Below are 24,699 nucleotides of genomic sequence, written 5' to 3' on the forward strand. Positions count from 1 at the left end.
AATCCTTGTGGGAGCGAGCCTGCTCGCGATTGGCCGCTCCGCGGTCTTTACAGCGAAGCCAGCTCGGTCTCGGCTTCCGCGGCTTTCACCGTCTTCAACTGGCGCATCTGCTCACAGCCCCACAACACCCGCTCCGGTGTGGCCGGTGCGTCGATTTTTGGCTGATGCCGGTAATCGCCCAGGCTCGCCACTGCATCCTTGATCGCGCACCAGGCGGCGATGCCGAGCATGAACGGTGGTTCGCCCACGGCCTTGGAATGGAACACCGTGTCTTCCGGGTTCTTGCGGTTTTCCACCAGCTTGACCCGCAAATCCAGCGGCATGTCGGCGACCGCCGGGATCTTGTAGCTGGCCGGGCCGTTGGTCATCAGTTTGCCCTTGGCATTCCAGACCAGCTCTTCCATGGTCAGCCAGCCCATGCCCTGGATGAAGCCACCTTCGACCTGGCCCATGTCGATGGCCGGGTTCAGCGAGGCGCCGACGTCATGCAGAATGTCGGTACGGAGCATTTTGTATTCGCCGGTCAGGGTGTCGACGATCACCTCGGCGCAGGCTGCGCCAAACGCGTAGTAGTAGAACGGCCGACCGCGTGCCTGGCTACGGTCGTAGTAGATTTTCGGGGTCTTGTAGAAGCCGGTGCTGGACAGCGACACCTGGGCGAAATACGCCTGCTGGATCAGTTCTTCGAAGGTCAGGATCTGATCGCGAACCCGCACGTGGCCGTTGTGAAATTCCACGTCTTCTTCGCTGACCGCATACTTGCGCGCGGCAAATTCCACCAGGCGTTGCTTGATGATTTCGGCGGCGTTTTGCGCAGCTTTACCGTTCAGGTCGGCACCGCTGGACGCGGCGGTCGGCGAGGTGTTCGGCACCTTGTCGGTATTGGTCGCGGTGATCTGCACACGGTCGATTTCAACCTGGAACACTTCGGCCACGACTTGCGCAACTTTGACGTTCAAGCCCTGGCCCATTTCGGTGCCGCCGTGGTTCAGATGAATGCTGCCGTCGGTGTAGACGTGAATCAGCGCACCGGCCTGGTTGAGGAAGCTGGCGGTGAAGGAAATACCGAATTTAACCGGGGTCAGCGCCAGGCCTTTTTTCAGGATCGGGCTGTTGGCGTTATAGCGCCGGATCGCTTCGCGGCGTTCGGTGTACTGGCTGCTTTCTTCCAGCTCGGCGGTGATTTCCTCGAGCATGTTGTGCTCGACGGTCTGATAGTAGTGGGTGACGTTGCGCTCGGTCTTGCCGTAGTAGTTGGCCTTGCGCACCGCCAGCGGATCGAGAGCCAGATGACGGGCAATGGCGTCCATCACTTCTTCGATGGCGACCATTCCTTGCGGGCCGCCAAAGCCGCGATAGGCGGTGTTCGATGCGGTGTTGGTCTTGCAGCGGTGACCGTTGATGGTCGCGTCGCCCAGGTAGTACGAGTTGTCCGAGTGGAACATCGCCCGGTCGACGATCGACGCCGACAGGTCCGGTGAACAACCGCAGTTGCCGGCCAGCTCCAGCTGGATGCCGTGCAGGCGCCCGGCGTCGTCGAAGCCCACATCGTATTCAATGTAGAACGGGTGACGTTTGCCGGTCATCAGCATGTCTTCGACCCGTGGCAGACGCATTTTGGTCGGCTGCCCGGTCAAGTGCGCGATCACCGCGCAGAGGCAGGCCGGGCTGGCGGCCTGGGTTTCCTTGCCGCCAAAACCGCCACCCATGCGGCGCATGTCGACAACGATTTTGTTCATCGAGACGTCGAGCACTTCCGCCACCAGTTTCTGCACTTCGGTGGGGTTCTGGGTCGAGCAGTAGACGATCATGCCGCCATCTTCAGTCGGCATCACCGAAGAGATCTGGGTTTCCAGATAGAAGTGTTCCTGGCCGCCGATGTGCAGCGTGCCTTGAATCCGGTGCTCGGCGGTCGCCAGCGCAGTGGCCGAATCGCCGCGCTTGTGGGTGTGGCTATCCAGCACGAAATGGCGCTTGCGCAGGGCTTCGACCACGTCGAGCACCGGCTCCAGATCTTCGTATTCGATGATCGCGGCCATGGCCGCTTTGCGTGCGGTTTCCAGGTCCTTCGCGGCCACCGCCAGCACCACTTGACCGACGAATTGCACGTCGTCGATGGCCAGCAATGGGTCGCCCGGCAACAATGGACCGATGTCTTTCAGGCCCGGCACGTCTTTGTGGGTAATGGCGATGCGCACGCCTTCAAAGGCATAGCAAGGTTTGGTGTCGATGCTGATGATTTTCGCGTGGGCGCGGTCCGAGAGCCGCGCGTAAACGTGCAGTTGATTCGGGAATTCCAGCCGGTCGTCGATGTACTGTGCTTCACCGGACACGTGTTTGTCGGCGCTGTCGTGCTTGACGCTGCGACCGACACCGGTGGTCAGGTCCTTGGCAAACAGTTCGGCCAGTTCGGCTTGGGTCTTCTCGACTTTGTGATGGTTAGACATAAGCGGTCACCCGAGTCTCGATGTGCGGTGTTTGCAGTTCGATGAAGTATTTACGCAGCAGGTTCTGCGCGCTGAGCAGGCGGTATTCCTTGCTCGCACGGAAGTCCGAGAGCGGCGTGAAGTCTTGCGCAAGGGCGGCGCAGGCACGCTCCACTGTTGTGTTGTTCCAGGGCGCTCCGCGCAGCGCGGCTTCGCAGCTTTTCGCGCGTTTCGGTGTCGCGGCCATGCCGCCGAACGCGACGCGGGCGTCGGCAACCACGCCGTTTTCGATGCGCAGGTTGAATGCTGCGCAGACCGCGGAAATGTCATCGTCCAGACGCTTGGAAACCTTGTAGGCACGGAACAATTGTTCAGCGCTGGCACGCGGCACGATGATCTTCTCGATGAACTCGCTTTCCTGGCGCGCAGTGACCCGGTAATCGATGAAATAGTCTTCCAGTGCCAGGGTGCGACGGGTTTCGCCTTTGCACAGCACGATCTGCGCGCCCAAAGCGATTAGCAGCGGAGGCGAGTCACCAATCGGCGAGGCGTTACCGATGTTGCCGCCGAGGGTGCCCTGATTGCGGATTTGCAAGGAGGCGAAACGTTGCAGCAATTCGCCGAAGTCCGGGTACTCGGCCTGGAGGGCGTCGTAGCAGTCGGAGAGGGCGCTGGCGGCGCCGATTTCCAGGCGATCGTCAAAGCGCTCGATGCGCTTCATTTCTGCGACGTTACCGACGTAGATCATCACCGGCAGCGTGCGGTGGAACTGGGTCACTTCCAGCGCCAGGTCGGTACCGCCGGCCAACAGTTTGGCTTGCGGATAAGCGTCGTAGAGGTCGGCCAGATCGGCGACGATCAGCGGCACCAGGCAGCGTTTGTCACCGCTGTTCAGCTCGCCGGTGTCGGTCGGCGCAATGGCTTTCAGGCGAGCGATGGTTTCGGCTTCGCGAGCATCGAACTGGTCAGGCTGTTTGGCGCAGCACACTTGTTCGGCGGCGGCGAGGATCGGCCGGTAGCCGGTGCAGCGGCAGAGGTTGCCGGCGAGGGCTTCGTGGGCCTTATGGGAATCGGCGTGATCGCTGTTTTTCTGCAGGGCGAACAGCGACATGACGAAGCCCGGTGTGCAGAAGCCGCACTGTGAACCGTGGCACTCGACCATGGCTTTTTGCACGCTGTGCAATTGGCCCTGATGCTTGAGGTCTTCGACGCTGATCAGTTGTTTGCCGTGCAGCGACGACACAAACGTCAGGCACGAGTTGAGGCTGCGATAGCGAATGTGTTCGCGGCCAGAGTCGTCGGTCTGCAATTCACCGACTACCACCGTACACGCGCCACAGTCACCGCTGGCGCAACCTTCTTTGGTGCCGGGTTTGCCCAAATGTTCGCGCAGATAGTTCAGCACGGTCAGATTCGGGTCCAGGGCGTGCTCGCTACGGAGTTCCTGGTTAAGTAAAAACTGGATCACGGAAGGCCTCGCAGACTCATTATTGTTGTTAACCGACGAACCTGAATTTAGCAGGTCTGACTTTTCGGTCAATGATTTTCTGACTTAAAGGTCAGGAAATTCGTTTTTGCCGATCAACAGCGACTTCTTTCATTATTGACCCTCTCGGGATACCTCGCTTTTGCTTGAATCGTGCCAAATTCCGCTGGCGGGGCCCTGCGCCATCACCCAGCAAGTGCGCTACACTGCGCCGCTTGTGCAGATCGAAGAGTTTGAAGGACAACCATGACGTTCAAGGCGCCGGACAGCCTCGCCGAGCAAATCGCTCACCACCTCGCCGAACGCATCATTCACGGCGACCTCAAGCCGGGAGAGCGCATCCAGGAACAAAAGGTCACGCTGGCCCTCAATGTCAGCCGCGGCTCGGTTCGCGAAGCCTTGCGGATTCTCGAGCGCCGGCACCTGATCGCCATCCTGCCGCGTCGTGGTGCTCATGTGACCGAACTCACCGCACACAAGGTGCAGAGCCTGTGCACGCTGATGAGCGAGCTGTACATCCTGCTCGGTAATTCGGTGGCCAGTGGCTGGCAGGTCCAGGCCGACATGGCGCCGTTCCTGCACATCCAGCAGCGTCTGAGCGCCAGTTACGAGCGTCAGGACATCCGCGCTTTTGTCGAAGACAGCTTCAACGTGATGCGCGCGGCGTACCCGTTCGCCAATAACCCGTATTTGCAGGAAACCGTCGAGAACCTGCAACCGGCCATGAGCCGTGCGTATTTTCTCGCCCTGGAACAGCGCAAGGCCGAGATGAGCGAGTTCCTCGAACTGTTCGAACGCTTGCTCGCGGCCGTGCTGGCTCGTGATCTGCCAGAGATTCGCGTCGTGCTCTCGGCTTATGCCCGGCGCAGTTGCGATCTGGTGCTGTCTGCCTTGCCGGTTGTCTGAGCGTGCGGCTCAAGTGCATCAAACTGGCGGGGTTCAAATCCTTCGTCGACCCGACCACGGTAAACTTCCCCAGTAACATGGCGGCGGTGGTCGGGCCCAATGGTTGCGGCAAGTCGAACATCATCGACGCCGTACGCTGGGTGATGGGCGAGAGCTCGGCCAAGAACTTGCGCGGCGAGTCGATGACCGACGTCATCTTCAACGGCTCTACCAGTCGCAAACCGGTAAGTCAGGCGAGCATCGAACTGGTGTTCGATAACTCCGACGGCACACTGATCGGCGAATACGCGGCTTACGCGGAAATCTCCATTCGCCGCAAAGTCACCCGCGACAGCCAGACCACTTATTACCTCAACGGCACCAAATGCCGTCGCCGCGATATCACCGACATTTTTCTCGGTACCGGCCTGGGCCCGCGCAGCTACTCGATCATCGAACAGGGGATGATCTCCAAGCTGATCGAGTCCAAGCCCGAAGACCTGCGCAACTTCATCGAAGAAGCAGCGGGGATCTCCAAGTACAAGGAGCGCCGGCGCGAGACCGAAAACCGCATCCGTCGCACCCATGAAAACCTCGCGCGCCTGACCGACCTGCGTGATGAGCTGGAACGTCAGCTCGAACGCCTGCATCGTCAGGCCCAGGCCGCCGAGAAGTATCAGGAATACAAGGCCCAAGAGCGTCAGCTCAAGGCTCAACTGTCGGCGCTACGCTGGCAGGCATTGAACGAACAGGTCGGCCAGCGCGAAGCAATCATCGGCAACCAGGAAATCAGTTTTGAAGCCCTGGTCGCTGAACAGCGCAATGCCGATGCGAGCATCGAACGGCTGCGCGATGGTCATCACGACCTGTCTGAGCGCTTCAATCTGGTGCAGGGACGCTTCTATTCGGTCGGCGGCGACATCGCCCGGGTCGAGCAAAGCATTCAACACGGTCAGCAGCGGTTGCGTCAGTTGCAGGACGACCTCAAGGAGGCCGAGCGTTCGCGCCTGGAAACCGAGTCGCACCTGGGCCACGACCGCACCTTGCTGGCAACCCTCGGCGAAGAACTGGACATGCTCACGCCCGAGCAGGAAGTCACCAGCGCCGCCGCTGAAGAGGCTGCCGCCGCGCTGGAAGAATCCGAAACCACCATGCACGGCTGGCAGGAGCAGTGGGACAGTTTCAACCTGCGATCGGCCGAGCCACGGCGTCAGGCCGAAGTCCAGCAGTCGCGCATCCAGCAGCTGGAAACCAGCATGGAACGCCTGGCCGAGCGTCAACGTCGCTTGGCCGAAGAGCGCGACCTGTTGTCGGCAGACCCGGAAGACGCGGCGATCCTTGATCTCAACGAACAACTCGCCGCCAGCGAGGCAACCCTCGACGATTTGCAGGCCAGCGAAGAAGCGCAGGTCGAGCGGCTTGAGCAGTTGCGTCAGGAGCTGCAACTGGCGCTGCAAAACCAGCAGCAGGCGCAGGGCGACTTGCAACGGCTCAACGGACGCCTGGCCTCGCTGGAGGCGTTGCAGCAAGCGGCGCTCAATCCGGGCACCGGCGCCGCCGAGTGGTTGCGCGAACAACATCTGGCCGAGCGTCCGCGTCTGGCTGAAGGCTTGAAAGTTGAAGCGGGTTGGGAGCTGGCGGTGGAAACCGTGCTCGGTGCCGACCTGCAAGCAGTGCTGGTCGATGACTTCGCGGGCTTCGATCTGTCCGGCTTTGCCCAAGGCGATCTGCGCTTGCTCAGCCCGGCCATCGACGGTGTGCGGATCCCCGGCAGCCTGCTCGACAAGGTTGAGGCGCAGATCGATCTGTCGCCGTGGCTGGGACAGGTCAAGCCGGTGGAGAGTCTTGAGCAAGCGCTGTCGCTGCGTGGCCAGTTGTCGGTCGGCGAAAGCCTGATCAGCCTTGATGGCTACTGGGTCGGGCGGCACTTTTTGCGGGTGCGCCGCGCCAGTGAGGCCGAGAGCGGCATGTTGGCGCGCGGGCAGGAAATCCAGCGTCTGGGGCTTGAGCGCGAAGAGCGTGAAGCCACCGTCGAGACGCTGGAAACCACCTTGCAAAACCTGCGCGCCCAGCAGCGCCAGCAAGAGAATGGCCGCGAACACCTGCGCCGTTTGCTGCAAGACGAAGCGCGCCAGCAAGGTGAATTGAAAGCTCAACTGTCGGCCGGTAAGGCCAAGGCCGAACAACTGACATTGCGTCGCACGCGGCTCGACGAAGAGCTCGGTGAACTGGCGGAGCAGCGTGCGCTGGAACATGAACAGGTTGGCGAGTCGCGCCTGCAATTGCAGGAAGCCCTCGACAGCATGGCGCTCGACACCGAGCAGCGCGAATTGCTGCTGGCGCAGCGCGACAGCTTGCGCGAACGCCTGGATCGAGTGCGGCAGGAGGCCCGTCAACATAAAGACCATGCGCACCAATTGGCGGTGCGTCTTGGCTCGCTCAAGGCGCAACACGACTCAACCCGTCAGGCGCTGGAACGGCTGGAATTGCAGTCCGAGCGCCTGACGGAAAAGCGCGAGCAGCTCAGCCTTAATCTGGAGGAGGGCGAAGCGCCGCTGGAAGAGTTGCGGCTCAAGCTTGAGGAGCTGCTCGACAAACGCATGAGCGTCGACGAAGAACTCAGAACCGCGCAGATCGCCCTGGAAGATGCCGACCGTGAATTGCGCGACGCCGAGAAACGCCGCAGCCAGGCCGAGCAGCAATCGCAGCTGATCCGTGGTCAACTTGAACAGCAACGCATGGAATGGCAGGCCCTGACCGTGCGCCGCAAAACCTTGCAGGATCAATTGCTCGAAGACGGCTATGACTTGCACGGGGTGCTCGCCACTCTGGTGGCTGAAGCGAACGAAAAAGAAGCTGAAGAAGAACTCGAGCGCATTGCTGCGCGAATTGCGCGACTGGGGGCGATCAACCTCGCGGCCATCGACGAGTACCAGCAGCAGTCCGAGCGCAAGCGTTATCTGGATGCTCAGGACGCTGACCTGGTGGAAGCGCTCGACACCCTGGAAAACGTCATTCGCAAGATCGACAAGGAAACCCGCAATCGCTTCAAAGATACCTTTGATCAGATTAACGGTGGATTGCAGGCTCTTTTCCCAAAAGTTTTCGGTGGAGGCAGCGCTTATTTGGAACTGACGGGCGAAGATCTACTCGATACAGGGGTAACGATCATGGCGCGTCCGCCCGGGAAGAAGAACAGCACCATCCATTTGCTGTCCGGCGGTGAGAAAGCCCTGACGGCATTGGCATTGGTATTTGCGATCTTCAAGCTGAACCCGGCACCGTTTTGCATGCTCGACGAAGTTGACGCACCGCTGGATGACGCTAACGTTGGACGCTATGCCCGATTGGTCAAAGAGATGTCGCAAACAGTGCAGTTCATCTATATCACCCACAACAAGATCGCCATGGAAATGGCCGACCAATTGATGGGGGTCACGATGCACGAGCCTGGTTGTTCGCGTCTGGTAGCCGTGGATGTCGAGGAGGCGATGGCAATGGTGGACGCCTGAGTCATGGCGCATAGGCCGGATATTTGCGGGAAGCAGGGATTTTTACCCGCAGAGATTGCTGGCCAATCGACATAATGGCTGAAGCCATTGTGACTGACGGTGTAAAGTTATCTTTGGTCGTGCTAGTTTAATGTCAATTTTTCGTATGCGTGGGCAAAACGCCATTCAGAACATAGAGTTGGCGCCACGTTTTAAAGCGGTTTGCAGCTTGTAAACCCCTTATTTTTCAGCATTTTTTATAGAGGCACGGGATTACATGGAAATCGGTCTGCGCGAGTGGCTGATCGTCATCGGCATTATTGTCATTGCCGGTATTCTTTTTGATGGCTGGCGGCGCATGCGCGGCGGCAAGGGCAAGCTGAAATTTCGCCTGGACCGAAGCCTGTCCAATCTGCCGGACGAGGACAGTGGTGCCGAACTGCTGGGCCCGCCACGCGTACTGGATACCCATAAAGAACCGCAACTCGACGAGCATGACTTGCCGTCAGTCAGCATGCCTGCCCGTGAGCCGCGTGAATCGGGCTCCAAGCGCGGCAAGCGTGGTGGCGAGCCATCCCAGGGTGACCTGAATTTGAATCTGGACCTGGATGGCGGCCCGAGTTTCAGCAGCCGTGATGATTTTCCGGATGAAACCAAATCGTCGAGCACTGCAGTCAATAAAGAACAACCGCAGGCAGAAGAAGTACTGGTCATCAGCGTGATCTGCCGTGACCCGGGTGGTTTCAAAGGCCCGGCCCTGCTGCAGAACATTCTGGAAAGCGGTTTGCGTTTTGGCGAGATGGATATCTTCCATCGTCACGAAAGCATGGCCGGCAACGGCGAAGTGCTGTTCTCCATGGCCAACGCGGTCAAGCCTGGCGTGTTCGATCTGGACGATATCGATCTGTTCAGCACCCCGGCCGTCAGCTTCTTCCTTGGCTTGCCAGGCCCGCGTCACCCTAAGCAGGCCTTCGACGTGATGGTCGCGGCTGCCCGCAAACTGTCTCAGGAGCTCAATGGCGAACTGAAGGACGATCAGCGCAGCGTGCTGACCGCTCAGACCATCGAGCACTACCGTCAACGCATCGTCGAGTTCGAGCGTCGCGCCCTGACCCAGAAGCGCTGATGTCGAATGGCCAAGCTCTCTATGACTAGAGAGCCAATTGTGGTGAGGGGGCTTGCCCCGTTGGGCTGCGAAGCGGCCCTGTTCAGGCAACCTCGTTTATTCAGATGCACCGCATTTACCTGTTTTGCGACGGCTTCGCCGCCGAGCGGGAGCAAGCTCCCTCGCCACAGAGTCCGCACCTTTACGCTATCGTATTTTGAAGATTGAGCAGCCTCGGCTGCTCTTTTGCTTTATGAGAGAGCACCCATGACCGCCGTTGAAAAACGCATTCTAGAGCTGCGCGCTGAGCTGGATCAGCACAACTATCGTTACTACGTCCTCGACGAGCCGAGTATTCCGGACGCCGAATACGATCGGCTGTTCCATGAGCTCAAGGCGCTGGAAACGGCAAACCCCGAGCTGGTCACTGTCGACTCACCGACCCAGCGGGTTGGCGGTGCAGCGCTTGCCGCGTTTACTCAAGTGCAGCACGAAGTGCCGATGCTCAGTCTCGGCAACGCCTTCGAAGAAAACGACATGCGCGAGTTCGATCGCCGGGTCACCGAAGGTCTGGATTTGCCGGCAGGCGATTTGTTTGGCGGTGGCGCCGAGGTGGAGTACAGCTGCGAACCGAAGCTCGATGGCCTGGCAGTCAGCTTGCTGTATCAGGACGGCATGCTGGTGCGCGGCGCTACTCGAGGCGACGGCACCACCGGTGAAGACATCAGCGTCAACGTGCGCACCGTGCGCAACATTCCGCTCAAGCTGCAGGGCAGCGGCTGGCCGGCGACCCTGGAAGTGCGCGGCGAAGTGTATATGTCCAAGGCCGGTTTCGATCGCCTTAACGCCACGCAACTGGAAGTCGGCGGCAAAACCTTCGCCAACCCGCGCAACGCCGCGGCAGGCAGCTTGCGTCAGCTGGATTCGAAGATTACCGCCAGTCGCCCACTGGAGTTTTGCTGCTACGGTCTCGGCCAGGTCTCGGCCGAGATTGCCGACACGCACATCGGCAATCTGCAACAACTCAAGCAATGGGGCATGCCGGTCAGTCACGAGTTGAAACTGGCCAAGGGTATCGACGAATGCCTGGATTACTACCGCGATATCGGCGAGCGCCGTAATGCGCTGCCTTATGAAATCGATGGTGTGGTGTTCAAGGTCAACAGCCTCGCCTCGCAGCGTGAACTGGGCTTCCGTGCTCGCGAGCCGCGCTGGGCGATTGCCCACAAATTTCCGGCGATGGAAGAACTCACCGAGTTGCTCGACGTGGAATTCCAGGTTGGCCGAACCGGTGCGGTCACTCCGGTCGCACGGTTGAAACCAGTGAAAGTAGCGGGTGTGACCGTGTCCAACGCGACATTGCACAACATGGATGAAGTCGCGCGTTTGGGCTTGATGATCGGCGATACGGTGATCATTCGCCGCGCCGGCGACGTGATCCCGCAAGTGGTGCAAGTGGTTACCGAGCGTCGCCCGGAAAACGCCCGTCCCGTGCAGATTCCCGAGTGCTGCCCGGTCTGTGGTTCGCATGTCGAGCGCACGCAGTTGGTCAAGCGCAGCAAGGGTCGTGAAACGGTCAGCGAAGGGGCGGTGTATCGCTGCGTCGGGCGTCTGGCCTGTGGGGCCCAGCTCAAACAGGCGATCATCCATTTCGTTTCGCGCCGGGCCATGGACATCGAAGGCCTGGGCGAGAAGAGTGTCGAGCAGTTGGTGGATGAAGGGCTGGTGAGCTCGCCGGCGGATTTGTACGCCTTGAGTTTCGAGCAGATCGTCGACCTGGAAGGTTTCGCCGAGCTGTCGAGCAAGAACTTGCTCAGCGCGATTGCCGACAGCAAGAAACCGGGGTTGGCGCGCTTCATCTACGCCCTCGGAATTCCGGATGTCGGCGAAGAGACGGCCAAGGTCCTGGCGCGCTCGCTGGCATCGCTTGCGCGGATTCAGCAGGCATTGCCGCAAGTGCTGACGTACTTGCCGGATGTCGGGCTGGAGGTCGCCTACGAGATTCATAGCTTCTTCGAGGACGCGCACAACCGGAAGGTGATCGAAGAGCTGCTCAAGCATGGCCTGGAGATTCAGGATCAGGGCGAATTGGGCGCCGAGTTTGCCGCCAGTACCACGCTGGGCGGGATGATCGACAAGCTGAACATTCCCTCGGTCGGGCCGGGCGGGGCGCAGAAGCTGGCTGACAAGTTCGGTTCGCTGGAAGCGATCATCAGCGCCGACTGGCTGGACATGCGTCAAGCGCTGCCGGAGAAGCAGGCCAACGCCGTTCGTGAATTCTTCGCCATCGAACAGAACCGTCAACTGGCGCTGGATGCCGAACAGCAGTTGCGCGACTTCGGCATGCACTGGCATAGCGAGAAGAAAGTCGTCGAAGGCCTGCCGTTGGCAGGTCAGACCTGGGTGCTCACCGGTGCTCTGGAGCTGATGAGTCGTGACGTCGCCAAGGACAAGCTCGAAAGCCTCGGCGCCAAGGTGGCGGGTTCGGTGTCGGCCAAGACCTACTGCGTGGTGGCGGGGCCTGGCGCCGGCTCCAAATTGGTCAAGGCCAATGAGCTGGGGTTGAAGGTGCTGGACGAAGAGGCGTTCGTGGCGTTTTTGGCCGGGCACGGCATTACTGCCTGAAGTCGGCAAGGTCGCAGCCTTCGGCAGCTCCTACATGTAAATGTCATCCCCTGTAGGAGCTGCCGAAGGCTGCGATCTTTTCAAGGCCAGCGCATGTCCTTGACCCGGCTCATATTTTTTAATCTGTACGAACGGTTGTAACTTCGTCTCAGATAGGTACAATGGCGCGGCTCGCCGTCAGGTGAGCGTCGTTATGGTGACCCCATCGGTCCCCCCGCAACGATTACCCGTGAACCTGGTCAGATCCGGAAGGAAGCAGCCACAGCGGGAACATTGTGTGCCGGGGTGTGGCTGGTGGGGTCGCCACCTTAACGCCAGGCCTTCATTCGCAAGGCTTGTGATCCTCAAAAAAAACCAGAATTTCTATCTCATTGATCTTTCCTGATCGATGCCTTGTTTCGTCCAAAATAACCTCGCTGTCATTCCGAAAGCGCAAATACCCGCAACCGATGCCCGTCAGGATCGAGCGCCACGAAGGTGTAGCCGAAATCCAGTTCAATCGGCTCTTGGGCGATGCGCAGCCCTTGTTCGGTCCATACGGCGTACAGCGTGTCGACCGTCTCTTTGTCGGCCACCGAGAATCCCAGTTCACCACCACCACCCGCCGCTTCAGCTGCAGGTTCAACGGTGTGTCTGGACCACAGCCCAAGCTTTAGCCCCGAATCGAGAATGAACAGTGCAAAGGTCGGTTGCAGTTCAACCGGTGGCTTGTCCAGCAGGCGGCTGTAGAAGTTGGCGCTGGTGGCGGGGCTGTCGACGTACAGCAGCAGGTAATGTTGGGCGTTCATGGCGACTCCGATGTCGTTGGCATTGATGGCTCAAGCCTGGACGGTCGGGCTGTGCTGGGGGTATAGGTGCCAGTTTCGAAGCGGCTGATGGTTTTGGGGTCAAAACCGGTTTTTTCACCGAGTTCAGCCTGAGTAAGCCCTGCCACCTTGCGATAGCGCCTTATGGCTGGACCCAAACTTGAAATTTGCATCGCTCAATTCCGATTTAGAATCAAGAAATTAACAATAGATTTTTGCACTGGACAACCGCATGATCCGTCGCCTAAATTTGCAAAATGTGATGTATTTCGTAGAATCCGTCTTTCGTACAGGCATTTGGTGACCTGGCTTCATAAGTCCAGGCAATGTGAGACAGCCGGCATTGTGTTACCTCGCAGGGTGTGCAGAGGCGACGCTGATGTACCGGAGTCAGCGTTTCTGACGTGTTTGTACAAGGTAGTTGATAGTCGTCTGTTCGGGGGCCATCAAAAGCTGTTCATGGAGTTTTAACGTGCATCTGAATTTGCCAACCCGCTCTATTGCAAGGATGTTGCCCAGGCAGCATCTCGCGCTGCGATCCTTTGCGCAGTGCCGCATCTTTCAAAACATCTCTTCCGGGCGTTGTGCGCTGGTCGAGCGGTACAACCGCTAGCCACAGTGAGCCGGACTCATGGATGAGAAGTACCGCAGGGCTGTAGATGCAGCCGCCATTTTCTCCGAGACGGACCTGGCGGGGCGCATTACCTATGTCAACGATTTGTTATGCTCGGTGTCTGGCCACAGTCGCGAGGAGTTGCTAGGGGCCAACCACGGCATCCTCAATTCAGGTCTGCATCCTGACGATTTCTTCACAACGATGTGGCGTACCGTTGCCTTGGGCAAAGTCTGGAAGGGCGAAATCTGCAACCGGGCCAAGGACGGCAGCCTGTACTGGGTCGACAGCACCATGGTGCCAGTGCTGGACGAATCGACCGGACGGGTCCAGCGGTATCTGTCGATTTGCTTCGATATCAGCGAAAAGCGTCAGTTGCTGCACTCACTGCAATGGCGGGTTGGCCATGACGTCTTGACCGGTCTGCCCAATCGGGCGTATCTCTCCGACTTGCTTGAGCAGGCCCTGGATTATTCCCGCGTCGAGAACGTGCCGTTGGCGGTGTGCATGCTCGACCTCGACGGCTTCAAGGCGGTCAATGACGGCTATGGTCACGCCAGCGGCGATTTGTTGCTGATTGAAGTGGCCAAGCGTCTGCGCACCATCGTTCGTGGCGAGGATGTGGTGGCGCGGCTGGCCGGGGACGAGTTCGTGCTGATCTTGCGGTTTGTGCGCGATATGACGAAATTGCGCGCGGCGCTGCATCGAGTGCTGGAGGCGATCTCTGCGCCGTATTCGATTCTGGGCAAGGACATCAATGTCTTTGCGAGTATCGGCGTCACGCTGTTCCCGGTCGACAGCGAAGATGCGCAAACCCTGTTGCGCCACGCCGATCAGGCAATGTACGTGGCCAAGCAGAGCGGGCGTAACCGTTTTCACCTGTTTGATGTGGTGCGCGACCATGAGGTCAAGGCGACTCACCAGACGGTTGCGCGGGTGCGTCAGGCCTTGCTCAACGATGAGCTGTGCCTGCATTTTCAGCCCAAGGTCAATATGCGCTGCGGTGCGGTGGTTGGTTTTGAGGCATTGCTGCGCTGGGAGCATCCGCAAAACGGCCTGGTGCCGCCCAGGGAGTTTCTGCCGTTTGTAGAGGAGACGGACCTGATCGTCGATATTGGCGAGTGGGTAATGGAGCAGGTTCTGGCGCAGTTGTCGCGGTGGCAAAAGGACGGACAACGCTGGCCGGTCAGCGTCAACATTGCTGCCCGGCATTTTCAGCGGGCGGATTTTTTTGATCGGCTCAAGAGCGTGCTTGAACGGCACGCCTGGGTTGCGCCCCAGTTGCTAGACCTGGAGATTGTCGAGTCGGTGGCGATCGAGAATATTCAGCACGTCAGCACCTGCCTGCAAGCCTGTCAGACGCTGGGCGTGAGGTTCTCTCTGGGAAATTTTGGCACGGGTTATTCGTCGCTGAGTTACCTCAAGCGCCTGCACACGCAAACCATCAAGATCGATAAGTCATTTGTGCGCGACATGTTGCATGATCGCGATGATCTGGCGCTGACCACCGCGGTGATCGATCTTGCCCGGGCGTTCGGGCGAGAGGTGATTGCCGAGGGCCTGGAAAGCGTCGAGCATGGCGAGATGCTGTTGCGCCTGGGCTGCGAGGTTGCGCAGGGCTACTTCATTGCACGGCCGATGCCGGCCAGTGAAGTGCCGGGTTGGGTCGAGGCCTTCGTCGCTCCGACCCGGTGGCAGGCACTGGAGCGGGCGGTCTGAGGCTTACTGAGCGGTCTGGGTCGGTTCGTTGGTTCCGGTGTAGAGCCTGATGATGTCGTCGATTTCCCCGGACATTTTCATCTTGAGCAGCGTTCGCAGAATCAACTGGACCGGCAGTTTTGGGTCGTTACGCACATAACAACCGACGTTTTGTTCCTGCAACACCGTGACTGTCCGCAATGGCCGGTCGGGCAACAGTTGCAGGTTGAACCAGTCCAGGGCCCATTGATTGCTGACGGCGTAGTGGTTACGGCCGGCCGCCAGTTTTTTCAGCACGTGTTCCTGGTTGCGTGCATCGTCGCGTTTGAGTTGGCCGCTGTCGAACAGTGGTTGCAGGGTTGGGTAGCTGTAGCCGAGTACGGTGCCGATTGGCTGCGCAGAAAGGCTGGCGGGGATGACCGAGGCAGGAGCGCTTTGCGCAGCGACCAACACGTCGCGCTGAAACCACAACGGAACGCTCCAGAGATAGTCCCCGGACTGATTCGGCAACCAGGATTGCGCCGCGTAGCAGCGGATGTCGATTTCCCCGTGCTCCATGGCACTTTGCACGCGCGCGCGGGCCAGCACATGAAACTCGGCCGGCAGACCCAGTTGTGTGGCCAGGCTAAGCATCACGTCGTACAGAATGCCCTGGGTCGGTCGGCCGTGCTCGATTTGCACCATGGGCATCGCCCAGCTGTCGGTGATCGCAAAGCGCAAGGGTGCAGGCGCGCCAGTAGCGCTGACGCTGATCAACAGCAAAGCCCCCAAGGCTGAACGCATAAACTCTCCAGCAAAAATACCGGCAGGAGCCGATTAAAACGCCCCCAAAGACCAGCTTAGCCAGATTAGCCGAGCACACCGGATGCAATTTTGCCCTTGCTCCGCTAGCATTACCCGCTTCCGCTTCCCAGTTGCGACGGTTTTCGATGAGTTATCAGGTTCTTGCACGTAAATGGCGTCCGCGCTCGTTCCGCGAAATGGTCGGCCAGACCCATGTGCTCAAGGCTCTGATCAATGCCTTGGACAGTCAGCGGCTGCACCACGCCTATCTTTTTACCGGCACCCGGGGTGTGGGCAAGACCACCATCGCGCGGATCATTGCCAAATGTCTGAACTGTGAGACAGGTATCACGTCGACGCCGTGTGGCGAGTGCTCGGTGTGCCGTGAAATCGATGAAGGGCGCTTTGTCGACCTGATCGAGATCGACGCCGCGAGCCGGACCAAGGTCGAGGACACGCGTGAGCTGCTCGACAACGTGCAGTACGCGCCGAGCCGTGGGCGCTTCAAGGTCTACCTGATCGACGAAGTGCACATGCTCTCCAGCCATTCCTTCAATGCGCTGTTGAAAACCCTCGAAGAGCCGCCGCCCTACGTCAAGTTCATCCTGGCGACCACCGATCCGCAGAAACTTCCTGCAACGATTCTGTCGCGGTGCCTGCAGTTCTCGCTGAAAAACATGACGCCGGAGCGTGTGGTCGAGCATTTGACCCACGTGCTGAGCGTCGAGAATGTGCCGTTCGAAGACGATGCACTGTGGTTGTTGGGCCGTGCTGCCGATGGTTCGATGCGCGATGCCATGAGCCTCACCGACCAGGCCATTGCCTTCGGCGAAGGCAAGGTCATGGCGGCCGATGTACGGGCGATGCTCGGCACCCTCGATCACGGTCAGGTCTACGATGTCCTGCACGCACTGCTCGATGGCGACGCCAAGGGGTTGCTCGAAGCGGTGCGGCATCTGGCCGAGCAGGGCCCGGACTGGAATGGCGTGCTGTCGGAAATTCTTAACGTGCTGCACCGCGTCGCGATTGCCCAGGCCTTGCCTGAAGGCGTCGATAACGGTCATGGCGACCGTGACCGGGTGTTGGCACTGGCTCAGGCCTTGCCGGCCGAAGACGTGCAGTTCTATTACCAGATGGGCTTGATTGGCCGCCGCGATTTGCCTCTGGCGCCGGACCCGCGCGGTGGGTTCGAAATGGTCTTGCTGCGAATGCTCGCGTTCCGGCCGGCAGACACTGCAGACGCGCCGAGGCAGCCGCTAAAGCCAGTGGGGATCAGCCAGGCCACAGTTGATTCCGCACACTCCGTGGCTGGCGCACCGCGTGTTGCGCCGGTAGTCGCGCCTGCTCCCGTTGCCGCTTCACCTGTCGCTGCGGTGCCGGTTCAACCGGTTGCCGAGGTGGTTGCACCCGCGCCGGTGGTCGAGGTGGTCGCTGAACCTGTGGTCATCGTCGAAGAGGTTGTCGACTTGCCCTGGAACGATCCGGTAGAGCCTGAGATCGTGCAGCAACCGGCCATCGAGCCGGTGCTGGAGACGACTGCCGAGCAGCCTGACCTGACGCCAATGCCGACACCGACTCCGGACAGCGTTGTACCCGATGCGCCTGAGTGGGCGGCAGCGCCGATTCCCGAGCCGTCGGTAGCTGAAGTCGACGCCGCCACGCCGGGCATGGACCTGGATGACGAGCCGCCGCTGGACGAGGACTACATCGAGCCGGACATGGATTCGGCCTATAGTTATCTCGATGAGCTGGCCAGTGAGCACGCCGCAGAACCTGCGCCGGCCCCCGAACCTGAACCTGCCGCGATGCCGGCCACCGGTCTGGCGTTGCAATGGCTGGAGCTGTTCCCGAAATTGCCGATTTCCGGCATGACCGGCAGCATCGCCGCCAACTGCACGCTGATCGCCGTCGATGGCGACCACTGGCTGCTGCACCTGGACCCGGCCCACAGCGCGCTGTTCAATGCGACTCAACAACGCCGGCTGAACGATGCGCTGAACCAGTATCACCAGCGCACCCTGACGGTGAGCATCGAGCTGATCAAGCCGGAGCAGGAAACCCCGGCCCAGGCGGCTTCGCGTCGACGTGCCGACCGCCAGCGCGAGGCAGAGGATTCGATTCACGGCGATCCGTTCATCCAGCAAATGATGCAACAGTTCGGCGCGGTGATCCGTAACGATACTATTGAACCTGTCGAGGCTCTGGTCAGCCAGGGCTAATAACTGAAGGTGTTCGGCCCATTGGGCCGGGCGCTGTTTTGATCCAAGTACTTTTGAGGTGATTCCCATGATGAAAGGTGGCATGGCCGGCCTGATGAAGCAGGCGCAGCAGATGCAGGAAAAGATGGCCAAGATGCAGGAAGAGCTGGCCAACGCCGAAGTCACCGGTAAAGCCGGTGGCGATATGGTCACCGTGGTGATGACCGGTCGTCACGACGTCAAGCGCGTGACCATCGATCCAAGCCTGGTAGAAGGCCTGAGCGAAGACGACAAGGAGATGCTGGAGGCCGTGTTCGCCGCCGCCGTCAATGACGCCGTTCGCAAGATCGAAGCCAACAGCCAGGACAAAATGTCCGGCATGACCGCAGGCATGCAACTGCCGCCGGGCATGAAACTGCCATTCTGATTCGCTGACGCGTCGGATGGTCTACAAAAATGCCAGGCACTCAGCCTGGCATTTTTGTTAATACGACACACCGTTCGTTTTTGTGGCGAGGGGGCTTGCCCCCTCGCCACAGTGAAAGCAAAAACATCGCCACAGATGAGTATTTGACGCTGGCCAGAGGCGCGGGTATAAACCGCGTCTCGTTGTTTTGTCGGACGTTTCCCCCATGAGCTTCAGCCCTTTGATTCGCCAACTGATCGACGCCTTGCGCATCTTGCCAGGTGTTGGTCAGAAAACCGCCCAGCGCATGGCGTTGCAACTGCTCGAGCGTGATCGCAGCGGTGGCTCGCGGCTGGCGCTGGCCTTGAGTCAGGCCATGGAAGGGGTCGGCCATTGCCGACTGTGCCGCACACTGACCGAAGACGATCTGTGCCCGCAGTGCGCGGACCCTCGCCGCGATGACACCTTGCTGTGCGTGGTCGAAGGCCCGATGGATGTCTATGCCGTGGAGCAGACCGGGTTTCGCGGTCGCTACTTCGTGCTCAAGGGACATTTGTCGCCACTCGACGGCCTGGGGCCGGAAGCCATCGGTATTCCGCAATTGCTGGCGCGGATCGAAGAGTCGGGTGCGCTCACTGAAGTCATCCTGGCGACCAACCCGACGGTTGAAGGTGAAGCGACAGCGCACTACATCGCCCAGTTGCTCAGCAATAAAGGCCTGATCGCCTCGCGCATTGCTCATGGTGTGCCGTTGGGTGGCGAGCTGGAGCTGGTGGATGGCGGGACATTGGCCCACTCCTTCGCGGGGCGTAAGCCAATCGTGTTGTAACTGTGGCGAGGGAGCTTGCTCCCGTTCGGCCGCGAAGCGGTCGTAATCCGGCAATCGCGTTACATCCGAATACTTGCGGTGGCTGAATTTAGGGTCGCTTCGCAACCCAGCGGGAGCAAGCTCCCTCGCCACATGAAAGTTTCGGACATCTTGAAAACCAAGCAAGCGCTCGGTAAGTTCGCTGAACCTTCAGTGGAGCTCGCCGATGCCTGCCTTTCAGGAATACTTCGACCCCGGCCATCAGTTGGTCCGCGACAGCGTGCGACGTTTCGTCGAGCGCGAGATTCTTCCGGACATCGATCAGTGGGAGGAGGCCGAGAGCTTTCCTCGTGAACTCTACCTCAAGGCCGGCGCTGCGGGGATTCTCGGGATTGGCTATCCCGAAGCGCTGGGTGGCAGCCACGAAGGCGACCTGTTCGCCAAGATCGCCGCCACTGAAGAACTGATGCGCTGTGGTTCTGGCGGGCTGGTGGCGGGGCTGGGCTCGCTGGACATCGGTCTGCCGCCAATCCTCAAATGGGCCAGGCCCGAGGTACGTGACCGAGTGGTGCCGCAAGTCCTTTGCGGCGAAAAAATCAGCGCGCTGGCGGTTACCGAGCCCAGCGGCGGCTCCGATGTGGCCAACCTGCAAACCCGCGCCGTGCGCGATGGGGACTACTACCGGGTCAGTGGCAGTAAAACCTTTATCACCAGCGGTGTTCGTGCGGATTTCCATACCGTCGCGGTGCGTACCGGTGAGCCGGGTTTTGGCGGCATCAGCCTGCTGCTGATCGAGAAGGGCACGCCAGGATTCACTGTCGGTCGTCAGCTGAAAAAAATGGGCTGGTGGGCGTCGGATACCGCCGAGCTGTTTTTCGATGATTGCCGTGTGCCGGTGGGCAACCTGATCGGCGTCGAGAACATGGGCTTTGCCTGCATCATGGGCAACTTTCAAAACGAGCGCCTGGCGCTGGCGTTGATGGCCAACATGACTGCGCAACTGGCGCTGGAAGAAAGCCTGAAATGGGCTCGGCAGCGCGAAGCGTTCGGCAAGCCGATTGGCAAGTTTCAGGTGCTCAGGCATCGCTTGGCGGAGATGGCCACGGCGCTGGAAGTCTCGCGGGAATTCACCTATCGCCAGGCCGCGAAAATGGCAGCGGGGCAGAGCGTGATCAAGGAAATTTCCATGGCCAAGAATGTTGCCACCGACACTGCCGATCGCATCACCAGTGACGCGGTGCAGATTCTTGGTGGGCTGGGTTACATGCGTGAAAGCCTGGTGGAGCGGCTGTACCGCGACAGCCGGATCCTGTCTATTGGCGGCGGCACGCGGGAAGTGATGAATGAAATCATCAGCAAGCAGATGGGGCTTTGAATGAGGCGGTGACGACGCCGACTTATCTTTCGCTCAGCGAAAACTGCGTCAGGCAGAACGTCGGGATGCCCATGTCTTCCAGCCGCTGGGAGCCGCCCAGTTCCGGCAGGTCGATAATTGCCGCAGCTTCGAACACCCGCGCGCCCATGCGCCGAACCAGGTTGGCCGCAGCGATCAGCGTGCCGCCAGTGGCAATCAGGTCATCGAAGATCAGCACCGAGTCGCCTTCGCAGAGGCTGTCGGCGTGAACTTCAAGAAAAGCTTCGCCGTACTCGGTCTGATACCCCTCGGACAGCACGTCAGCCGGCAGTTTGCCTTGCTTGCGGAACAGCACCAGTGGCTTGTTCAACTGATAGGCGAGGATCGAGCCGATCAGGAAGCCGCGCGCATCCATGGCGCCGATGTGCGTGAAGTCAGTCTCGACGTAGCGGTGCGCGAAACTGTCCATCACCAGGCGCAGGGCCTTCGGGGACTGGAACAGTGGGGTGATGTCGCGAAAGATCACGCCCGGCTTTGGAAAATCGATCACGGGGCGGATCAGGGATTTGATGTCGAAGGAGTCGATGACCATCGTCGAGGTGTCCTGGCAGGCTACAAACGGCGAAGTATAACTGCGGCTGGGCAGGTTCGCTCAGCCGCAATCACAATGTCAGCCTTCGACCGAGCCACCGGCCAGCGCACATAGCTGGATCGGGTCGATGATGTGCACTTCCTTGCCTTCGGCGGCAATCAGCTCGTTTTGCTGGAAGCGCGTGAATACCCGGGACACAGTTTCCACTGCGAGGCCCAGGTAGTTGCCGATTTCGTTGCGCGACATGCTCAGGCGGAACTGGTTGGCAGAGAATCCGCGTGCGCGGAAACGGGCCGACAGGTTGACCAGGAACGTGGCGATGCGCTCGTCAGCGGTTTTCTTCGAGAGCAGCAGCATCATCTGCTGATCGTCACGAATCTCGCGGCTCATCACGCGCATCAATTGGCGGCGCAATTGCGGCAGTTGCAGGGCCAGTTCATCGAGGCGTTCGAAGGGGATTTCGCAGACCGAGGTGGTTTCCAGCGCCTGGGCCGAAACCGGGTGGCTCTCGGTGTCCATGCCCGACAAGCCGACCAGTTCGCTCGGCAGGTGGAAGCCGGTGATCTGTTCTTCGCCGCCATCGCTTAGGCTGAAGGTTTTCAACGCGCCGGAGCGTACTGCAAAAACGGAATCGAACTGGTCGCTCTGACGAAACAGAAACTCGCCTTTTTTCAGCGGGCGACCACGTTTGACGATATCGTCCAGCGCTTCCATGTCTTCCAGATTCAGAGAAAGTGGCAGGCAGAGGGGGGCCAGGCTGCAATCCTTGCAATGTGCCTGGCTGTGAGCGCGCAGTTTAACTGGCTCGGACATTTCTTAGATCCTTGTGGGAAAGCACACATAAGATGTAAGGGTAACTCACACAATGACCTGGAGGCCAGTCTGCGGTGTCTTAAATCACCCGAGAGAAACGCTGGCGATTCTGTTGTTCCAGATACGCATCGAAGACCATGCACACCGAACGGACCAACAACCGCCCGGCCGGCAGGACCACGATTTTTTCGCTGTCGAGTTCGATCAGGCCATCCTCGGCCATGGCCTGCAATTGCGGCCAGAGCTCGCTGAAGTAGCCGCGAAAATCAATGTTGAACGCCTGCTCGATCTGGGCGAATGCCAGGCTGAACGTGCAGATCAATTGCTGAATCACGGCTCGCCGCAGGCGGTCGTCCTGGTTGCACAGCAATCCACGACTGGTGCCCGGTTGTGCGCTGGCCAGGGTGTTTTGGTACTCATTCAGATCGCTGCTGTTCTGGCAGTACAAATCACCGATCTGGCTGATGGCCGACACGCCAAGGCCGATCAGGTCGCAATGACCGTGGGTGGTGTAACCCTGGAAGTTGCGTTGCAGCGTCGACTCTTCCTGAGCGATGGCCAGTTCATCATCCGGCAGGGCGAAATGGTCCATGCCGATGTAGCGATAACCGGCGGCGGTCAGTTGCTCGATGGTGCGCTGAAGCATGTTGAGCTTTTCGGCGGGGGCCGGCAGGTCGCTGCTGTTGATTCGCCGTTGTGGCATGAAACGTTCGGGCAGGTGCGCGTAGTTGAACACTGAGAGCCGATCCGGTTGCAGGTTGATGACTTCGTCCACGGTGCGGGCGAAGCTCTCGGCGGTTTGCTTGGGCAGGCCGTAGATCAGGTCGATGTTGATCGAGCGAAACTGCAAGGTACGCGCCGCCTCGATCACCGCACGGGTTTCTTCCAGGCTTTGCAGGCGATTGACCGCACGCTGTACGGCAGGGTCAAGGTCTTGCAGGCCGATGCTGACCCGGTTGAAACCCAGTTCGCGCAGCAGGCCCATGGTTGACCAGTCGGCTTCCCGTGGGTCGATCTCGATGCCGTAATCACCGGAGTCATCGTCCAGCAGGTTGAAATGCTTGCGCAGTTGCGCCATCAACTGGCGCAGTTCGTCATGGCTGAGAAAGGTCGGGGTGCCGCCGCCGAAATGCAGTTGCTCGACTTTCTGGTTCGGGTCCAGGTGACAGGCGATCAGCTGGATTTCCTGTTCCAGGCGCTGCAGGTAAGGCAGGGCGCGGCCGCGGTCCTTGGTGATGACTTTGTTGCAGGCGCAGTAGTAGCAGATGTTTGCGCAAAACGGCACGTGCACATACAGCGACAGCGGGCGCAGGGCCCTGCGGCTTTCGCGCAGGGCATGAAACAGGTCGAAAGTGCCGACCTGGCTGTTGAATTGCACCGCGGTCGGGTACGAGGTGTAGCGTGGTCCCGCCAGGTCGTAACGGCGGATCAGATCTGTGTCCCAACGAATGGCGTCGAGCATGCGGGCATTCCCCCGGATAGGCTGGCAGTGTTGGCGAGTCTAGGGGGGGCGGCGTTGGGGCATCTTGATTTGCATCAAGGGTAGCTGGCTTGTGGCGAGAGGGCTTGCCCTCTCTGGGCTGCGAAGCGCCCCCAAAATCTGCAACCGTATCCTGCCTATGATCTTGCGACTGCTGCGCAGCCAAACGGGGCGGTGCGGCGTTCCGACAAGCCCCCTCGCCACAGTTTTAGTGCCCCATCAACCAATGCTGATGCGGCCCCGGCAAGGTCCAGAGGCCAAACAGGATTACCAGCAAACCGCCGGTCATGCGCACGCTGCGTTTGCGCAAGAGCGCGGTGACCCGCTCGGCGGCAAGACCAGTCGCGAGCAGCACCGGCCAGGTGCCTAGGCCAAACGCGAGCATCAACAACGCGCTGTCGATGGCATTGCCCTGGCTGGCAGACCACAACAGCGTGCTGTAGACCAAACCGCACGGCAGCCAGCCCCAGAGTGCGCCAAGCAGCAACGCGCGCGGCAGGCTCGATACCGGCAGCAAACGGTTGGCAACTGGCTGTATGTAGCGCCACAGGCCGCGTCCCAGGCTTTCGATGCGGGTCAGGCCGCTCCACCAGCCCGCCAGATACAAGCCCATGGCGATCAGCAGCAAGCCGGCGAGGATCCGCATGAACATCGCTGCCGGGCTGTTGGCCACCGCCCATCCCGCCAGGCCGATCAGCAGACCGGCGGTGGCGTAGCTAAGAATCCGTCCGAGGTTGTACGCCAGCAACAGGCGAAAGCGCCGGCTGCGTTGTTCCTTGGGAATCGCCAGGGTCAACGCGCCCATCAACCCGCCACACATGCCCAGACAATGCCCGCCGCCGAGCAGGCCAAGGATCACCGCAGAAACCAGCAGTGGCGCCAACTCAAGCATGAGGCGGGGCCTTGTCGCTCGGCTTGGCCGGATCGGTCGGTGCGTGACCGCTGGCTTCGTCGACTGCTGCCTGATGGCTCGGGTCCTGGTCGTCGAACAGGATACTGTGGGCCGGACCGTCGAGGTCGTCGTACTGACCGCTGTCGACCGCCCAGAAGAAAATGTAAATGGCGATGGCGACGATCAGCAGCGCTGCCGGGATCATCACATAAAGAGCTGGCATCTGGACTCCATGCCT

At 60.0% G+C, this 24,699-nt stretch carries 18 protein-coding genes, 1 other RNA gene and 1 pseudogene; 10 read left to right on the top strand and 10 right to left on the bottom strand.

Annotation, left to right across the window (positions count from 1 at the left end):
- Positions 1-47 precede the first annotated feature (47 nt).
- Together xdhB and xdhA are read right to left on the bottom strand one after the other, a co-directional pair.
- A complete protein-coding gene (gene xdhB, locus HK44_RS04270) occupies positions 48-2,447 on the bottom strand; it encodes a xanthine dehydrogenase molybdopterin binding subunit (RefSeq protein ID WP_019689531.1) in 2,400 nt (799 codons plus the stop codon).
- On the bottom strand, positions 2,440-3,894 hold the full coding sequence (xdhA, locus tag HK44_RS04275; protein ID WP_019689532.1) for a xanthine dehydrogenase small subunit: 1,455 nt from the start codon (positions 3,892-3,894) through the stop codon (positions 2,440-2,442). The genes xdhB and xdhA overlap by 8 nt, the downstream gene beginning before the upstream one ends.
- A gap of 264 nt (positions 3,895-4,158) precedes the next feature.
- On the opposite strand from xdhA, the gene HK44_RS04280 reads away from it, so the two are divergent.
- The 5 genes from HK44_RS04280 to ffs all read left to right on the top strand — a co-directional run bounded on the left by HK44_RS04280 (position 4,159) and on the right by ffs (position 12,318).
- On the top strand, positions 4,159-4,818 hold the full coding sequence (locus HK44_RS04280; protein WP_019689533.1) for a GntR family transcriptional regulator: 660 nt from the start codon (positions 4,159-4,161) through the stop codon (positions 4,816-4,818).
- Positions 4,819-4,820: 2 nt separating this feature from the next.
- Positions 4,821-8,309, top strand: a complete 3,489-nt coding sequence (gene smc, locus HK44_RS04285) for a chromosome segregation protein SMC (RefSeq protein WP_019689534.1) — start codon at positions 4,821-4,823, stop codon at positions 8,307-8,309.
- A gap of 256 nt (positions 8,310-8,565) precedes the next feature.
- Complete coding sequence (gene zipA / locus HK44_RS04290) at positions 8,566-9,414, top strand: cell division protein ZipA (RefSeq protein ID WP_019689535.1); 849 nt, start codon at positions 8,566-8,568, stop codon at positions 9,412-9,414.
- Positions 9,415-9,660: 246 nt separating this feature from the next.
- A complete protein-coding gene (gene ligA / locus HK44_RS04295; protein ID WP_019689536.1) occupies positions 9,661-12,018 on the top strand; it encodes an NAD-dependent DNA ligase LigA in 2,358 nt (785 codons plus the stop codon).
- A 203-nt stretch (positions 12,019-12,221) separates the two neighbouring features.
- Positions 12,222-12,318: signal recognition particle sRNA small type (ffs, locus tag HK44_RS04300), an RNA gene on the top strand.
- A gap of 119 nt (positions 12,319-12,437) precedes the next feature.
- Here the strand turns inward: ffs and HK44_RS04305 are convergent.
- Both HK44_RS04305 and HK44_RS04310 read right to left on the bottom strand, forming a co-directional pair.
- Positions 12,438-12,806: a VOC family protein gene (locus HK44_RS04305; RefSeq protein ID WP_019689537.1), complete on the bottom strand. Its 369-nt coding sequence runs from the start codon at positions 12,804-12,806 to the stop codon at positions 12,438-12,440.
- A gap of 53 nt (positions 12,807-12,859) precedes the next feature.
- Positions 12,860-12,997 (bottom strand): annotated as a pseudogene (locus HK44_RS04310) (helix-turn-helix transcriptional regulator); the annotation flags it as partial.
- A gap of 458 nt (positions 12,998-13,455) precedes the next feature.
- On the opposite strand from HK44_RS04310, the gene HK44_RS04315 reads away from it, so the two are divergent.
- Positions 13,456-15,156 (top strand): putative bifunctional diguanylate cyclase/phosphodiesterase, encoded by a 1,701-nt coding sequence (locus HK44_RS04315; RefSeq protein ID WP_019689538.1) that lies wholly within the window; start codon positions 13,456-13,458, stop codon positions 15,154-15,156.
- 3 nt (positions 15,157-15,159) lie between these two features.
- Here the strand turns inward: HK44_RS04315 and HK44_RS04320 are convergent, their stop codons facing one another.
- Entirely contained in the window at positions 15,160-15,918 is a 759-nt protein-coding gene (locus HK44_RS04320) for a substrate-binding periplasmic protein (RefSeq protein ID WP_019689539.1), read from the bottom strand.
- Positions 15,919-16,064: 146 nt separating this feature from the next.
- Here HK44_RS04320 and dnaX point away from each other — a divergent pair, with 146 nt between their 5' ends.
- The 4 genes from dnaX to HK44_RS04340 all read left to right on the top strand — a co-directional run bounded on the left by dnaX (position 16,065) and on the right by HK44_RS04340 (position 20,705).
- Positions 16,065-18,137, top strand: a complete 2,073-nt coding sequence (dnaX, locus tag HK44_RS04325; protein WP_019689540.1) for a DNA polymerase III subunit gamma/tau — start codon at positions 16,065-16,067, stop codon at positions 18,135-18,137.
- A gap of 67 nt (positions 18,138-18,204) precedes the next feature.
- Positions 18,205-18,543, top strand: a complete 339-nt coding sequence (locus HK44_RS04330; RefSeq protein WP_008028561.1) for a YbaB/EbfC family nucleoid-associated protein — start codon at positions 18,205-18,207, stop codon at positions 18,541-18,543.
- Positions 18,544-18,748: 205 nt separating this feature from the next.
- Positions 18,749-19,351, top strand: a complete 603-nt coding sequence (gene recR / locus HK44_RS04335; protein WP_019689541.1) for a recombination mediator RecR — start codon at positions 18,749-18,751, stop codon at positions 19,349-19,351.
- Between the two features lie 205 nt (positions 19,352-19,556).
- A complete protein-coding gene (locus tag HK44_RS04340; protein WP_019689542.1) occupies positions 19,557-20,705 on the top strand; it encodes an acyl-CoA dehydrogenase family protein in 1,149 nt (382 codons plus the stop codon).
- Between the two features lie 22 nt (positions 20,706-20,727).
- Here the strand turns inward: HK44_RS04340 and HK44_RS04345 are convergent, their stop codons facing one another.
- The 5 genes from HK44_RS04345 to ccoS all read right to left on the bottom strand — a co-directional run bounded on the left by HK44_RS04345 (position 20,728) and on the right by ccoS (position 24,684).
- The gene (locus HK44_RS04345) at positions 20,728-21,276 is read right to left on the bottom strand and encodes an adenine phosphoribosyltransferase (protein WP_019689543.1); all 549 of its coding nucleotides are present in this window, start codon (positions 21,274-21,276) and stop codon (positions 20,728-20,730) included.
- Between the two features lie 78 nt (positions 21,277-21,354).
- A complete protein-coding gene (fnr, locus tag HK44_RS04350) occupies positions 21,355-22,089 on the bottom strand; it encodes a fumarate/nitrate reduction transcriptional regulator Fnr (protein WP_019689544.1) in 735 nt (244 codons plus the stop codon).
- A gap of 79 nt (positions 22,090-22,168) precedes the next feature.
- A complete protein-coding gene (gene hemN, locus HK44_RS04355; RefSeq protein ID WP_019689545.1) occupies positions 22,169-23,551 on the bottom strand; it encodes an oxygen-independent coproporphyrinogen III oxidase in 1,383 nt (460 codons plus the stop codon).
- A gap of 226 nt (positions 23,552-23,777) precedes the next feature.
- Entirely contained in the window at positions 23,778-24,461 is a 684-nt protein-coding gene (locus HK44_RS04360) for a sulfite exporter TauE/SafE family protein (protein ID WP_019689546.1), read from the bottom strand.
- Positions 24,454-24,684 (bottom strand): cbb3-type cytochrome oxidase assembly protein CcoS, encoded by a 231-nt coding sequence (ccoS, locus tag HK44_RS04365; RefSeq protein WP_019689547.1) that lies wholly within the window; start codon positions 24,682-24,684, stop codon positions 24,454-24,456. Before ccoS ends, HK44_RS04360 begins: the two co-directional genes overlap by 8 nt.
- Between the last annotated feature and the right edge of the window lie 15 nt (positions 24,685-24,699).

Origin of the sequence: Pseudomonas fluorescens HK44 (genome assembly GCF_000217955.3) — a bacterium.
In the GTDB taxonomy this organism is placed as follows: Bacteria; Pseudomonadota; Gammaproteobacteria; order Pseudomonadales; family Pseudomonadaceae; genus Aquipseudomonas; species Aquipseudomonas fluorescens_AQ.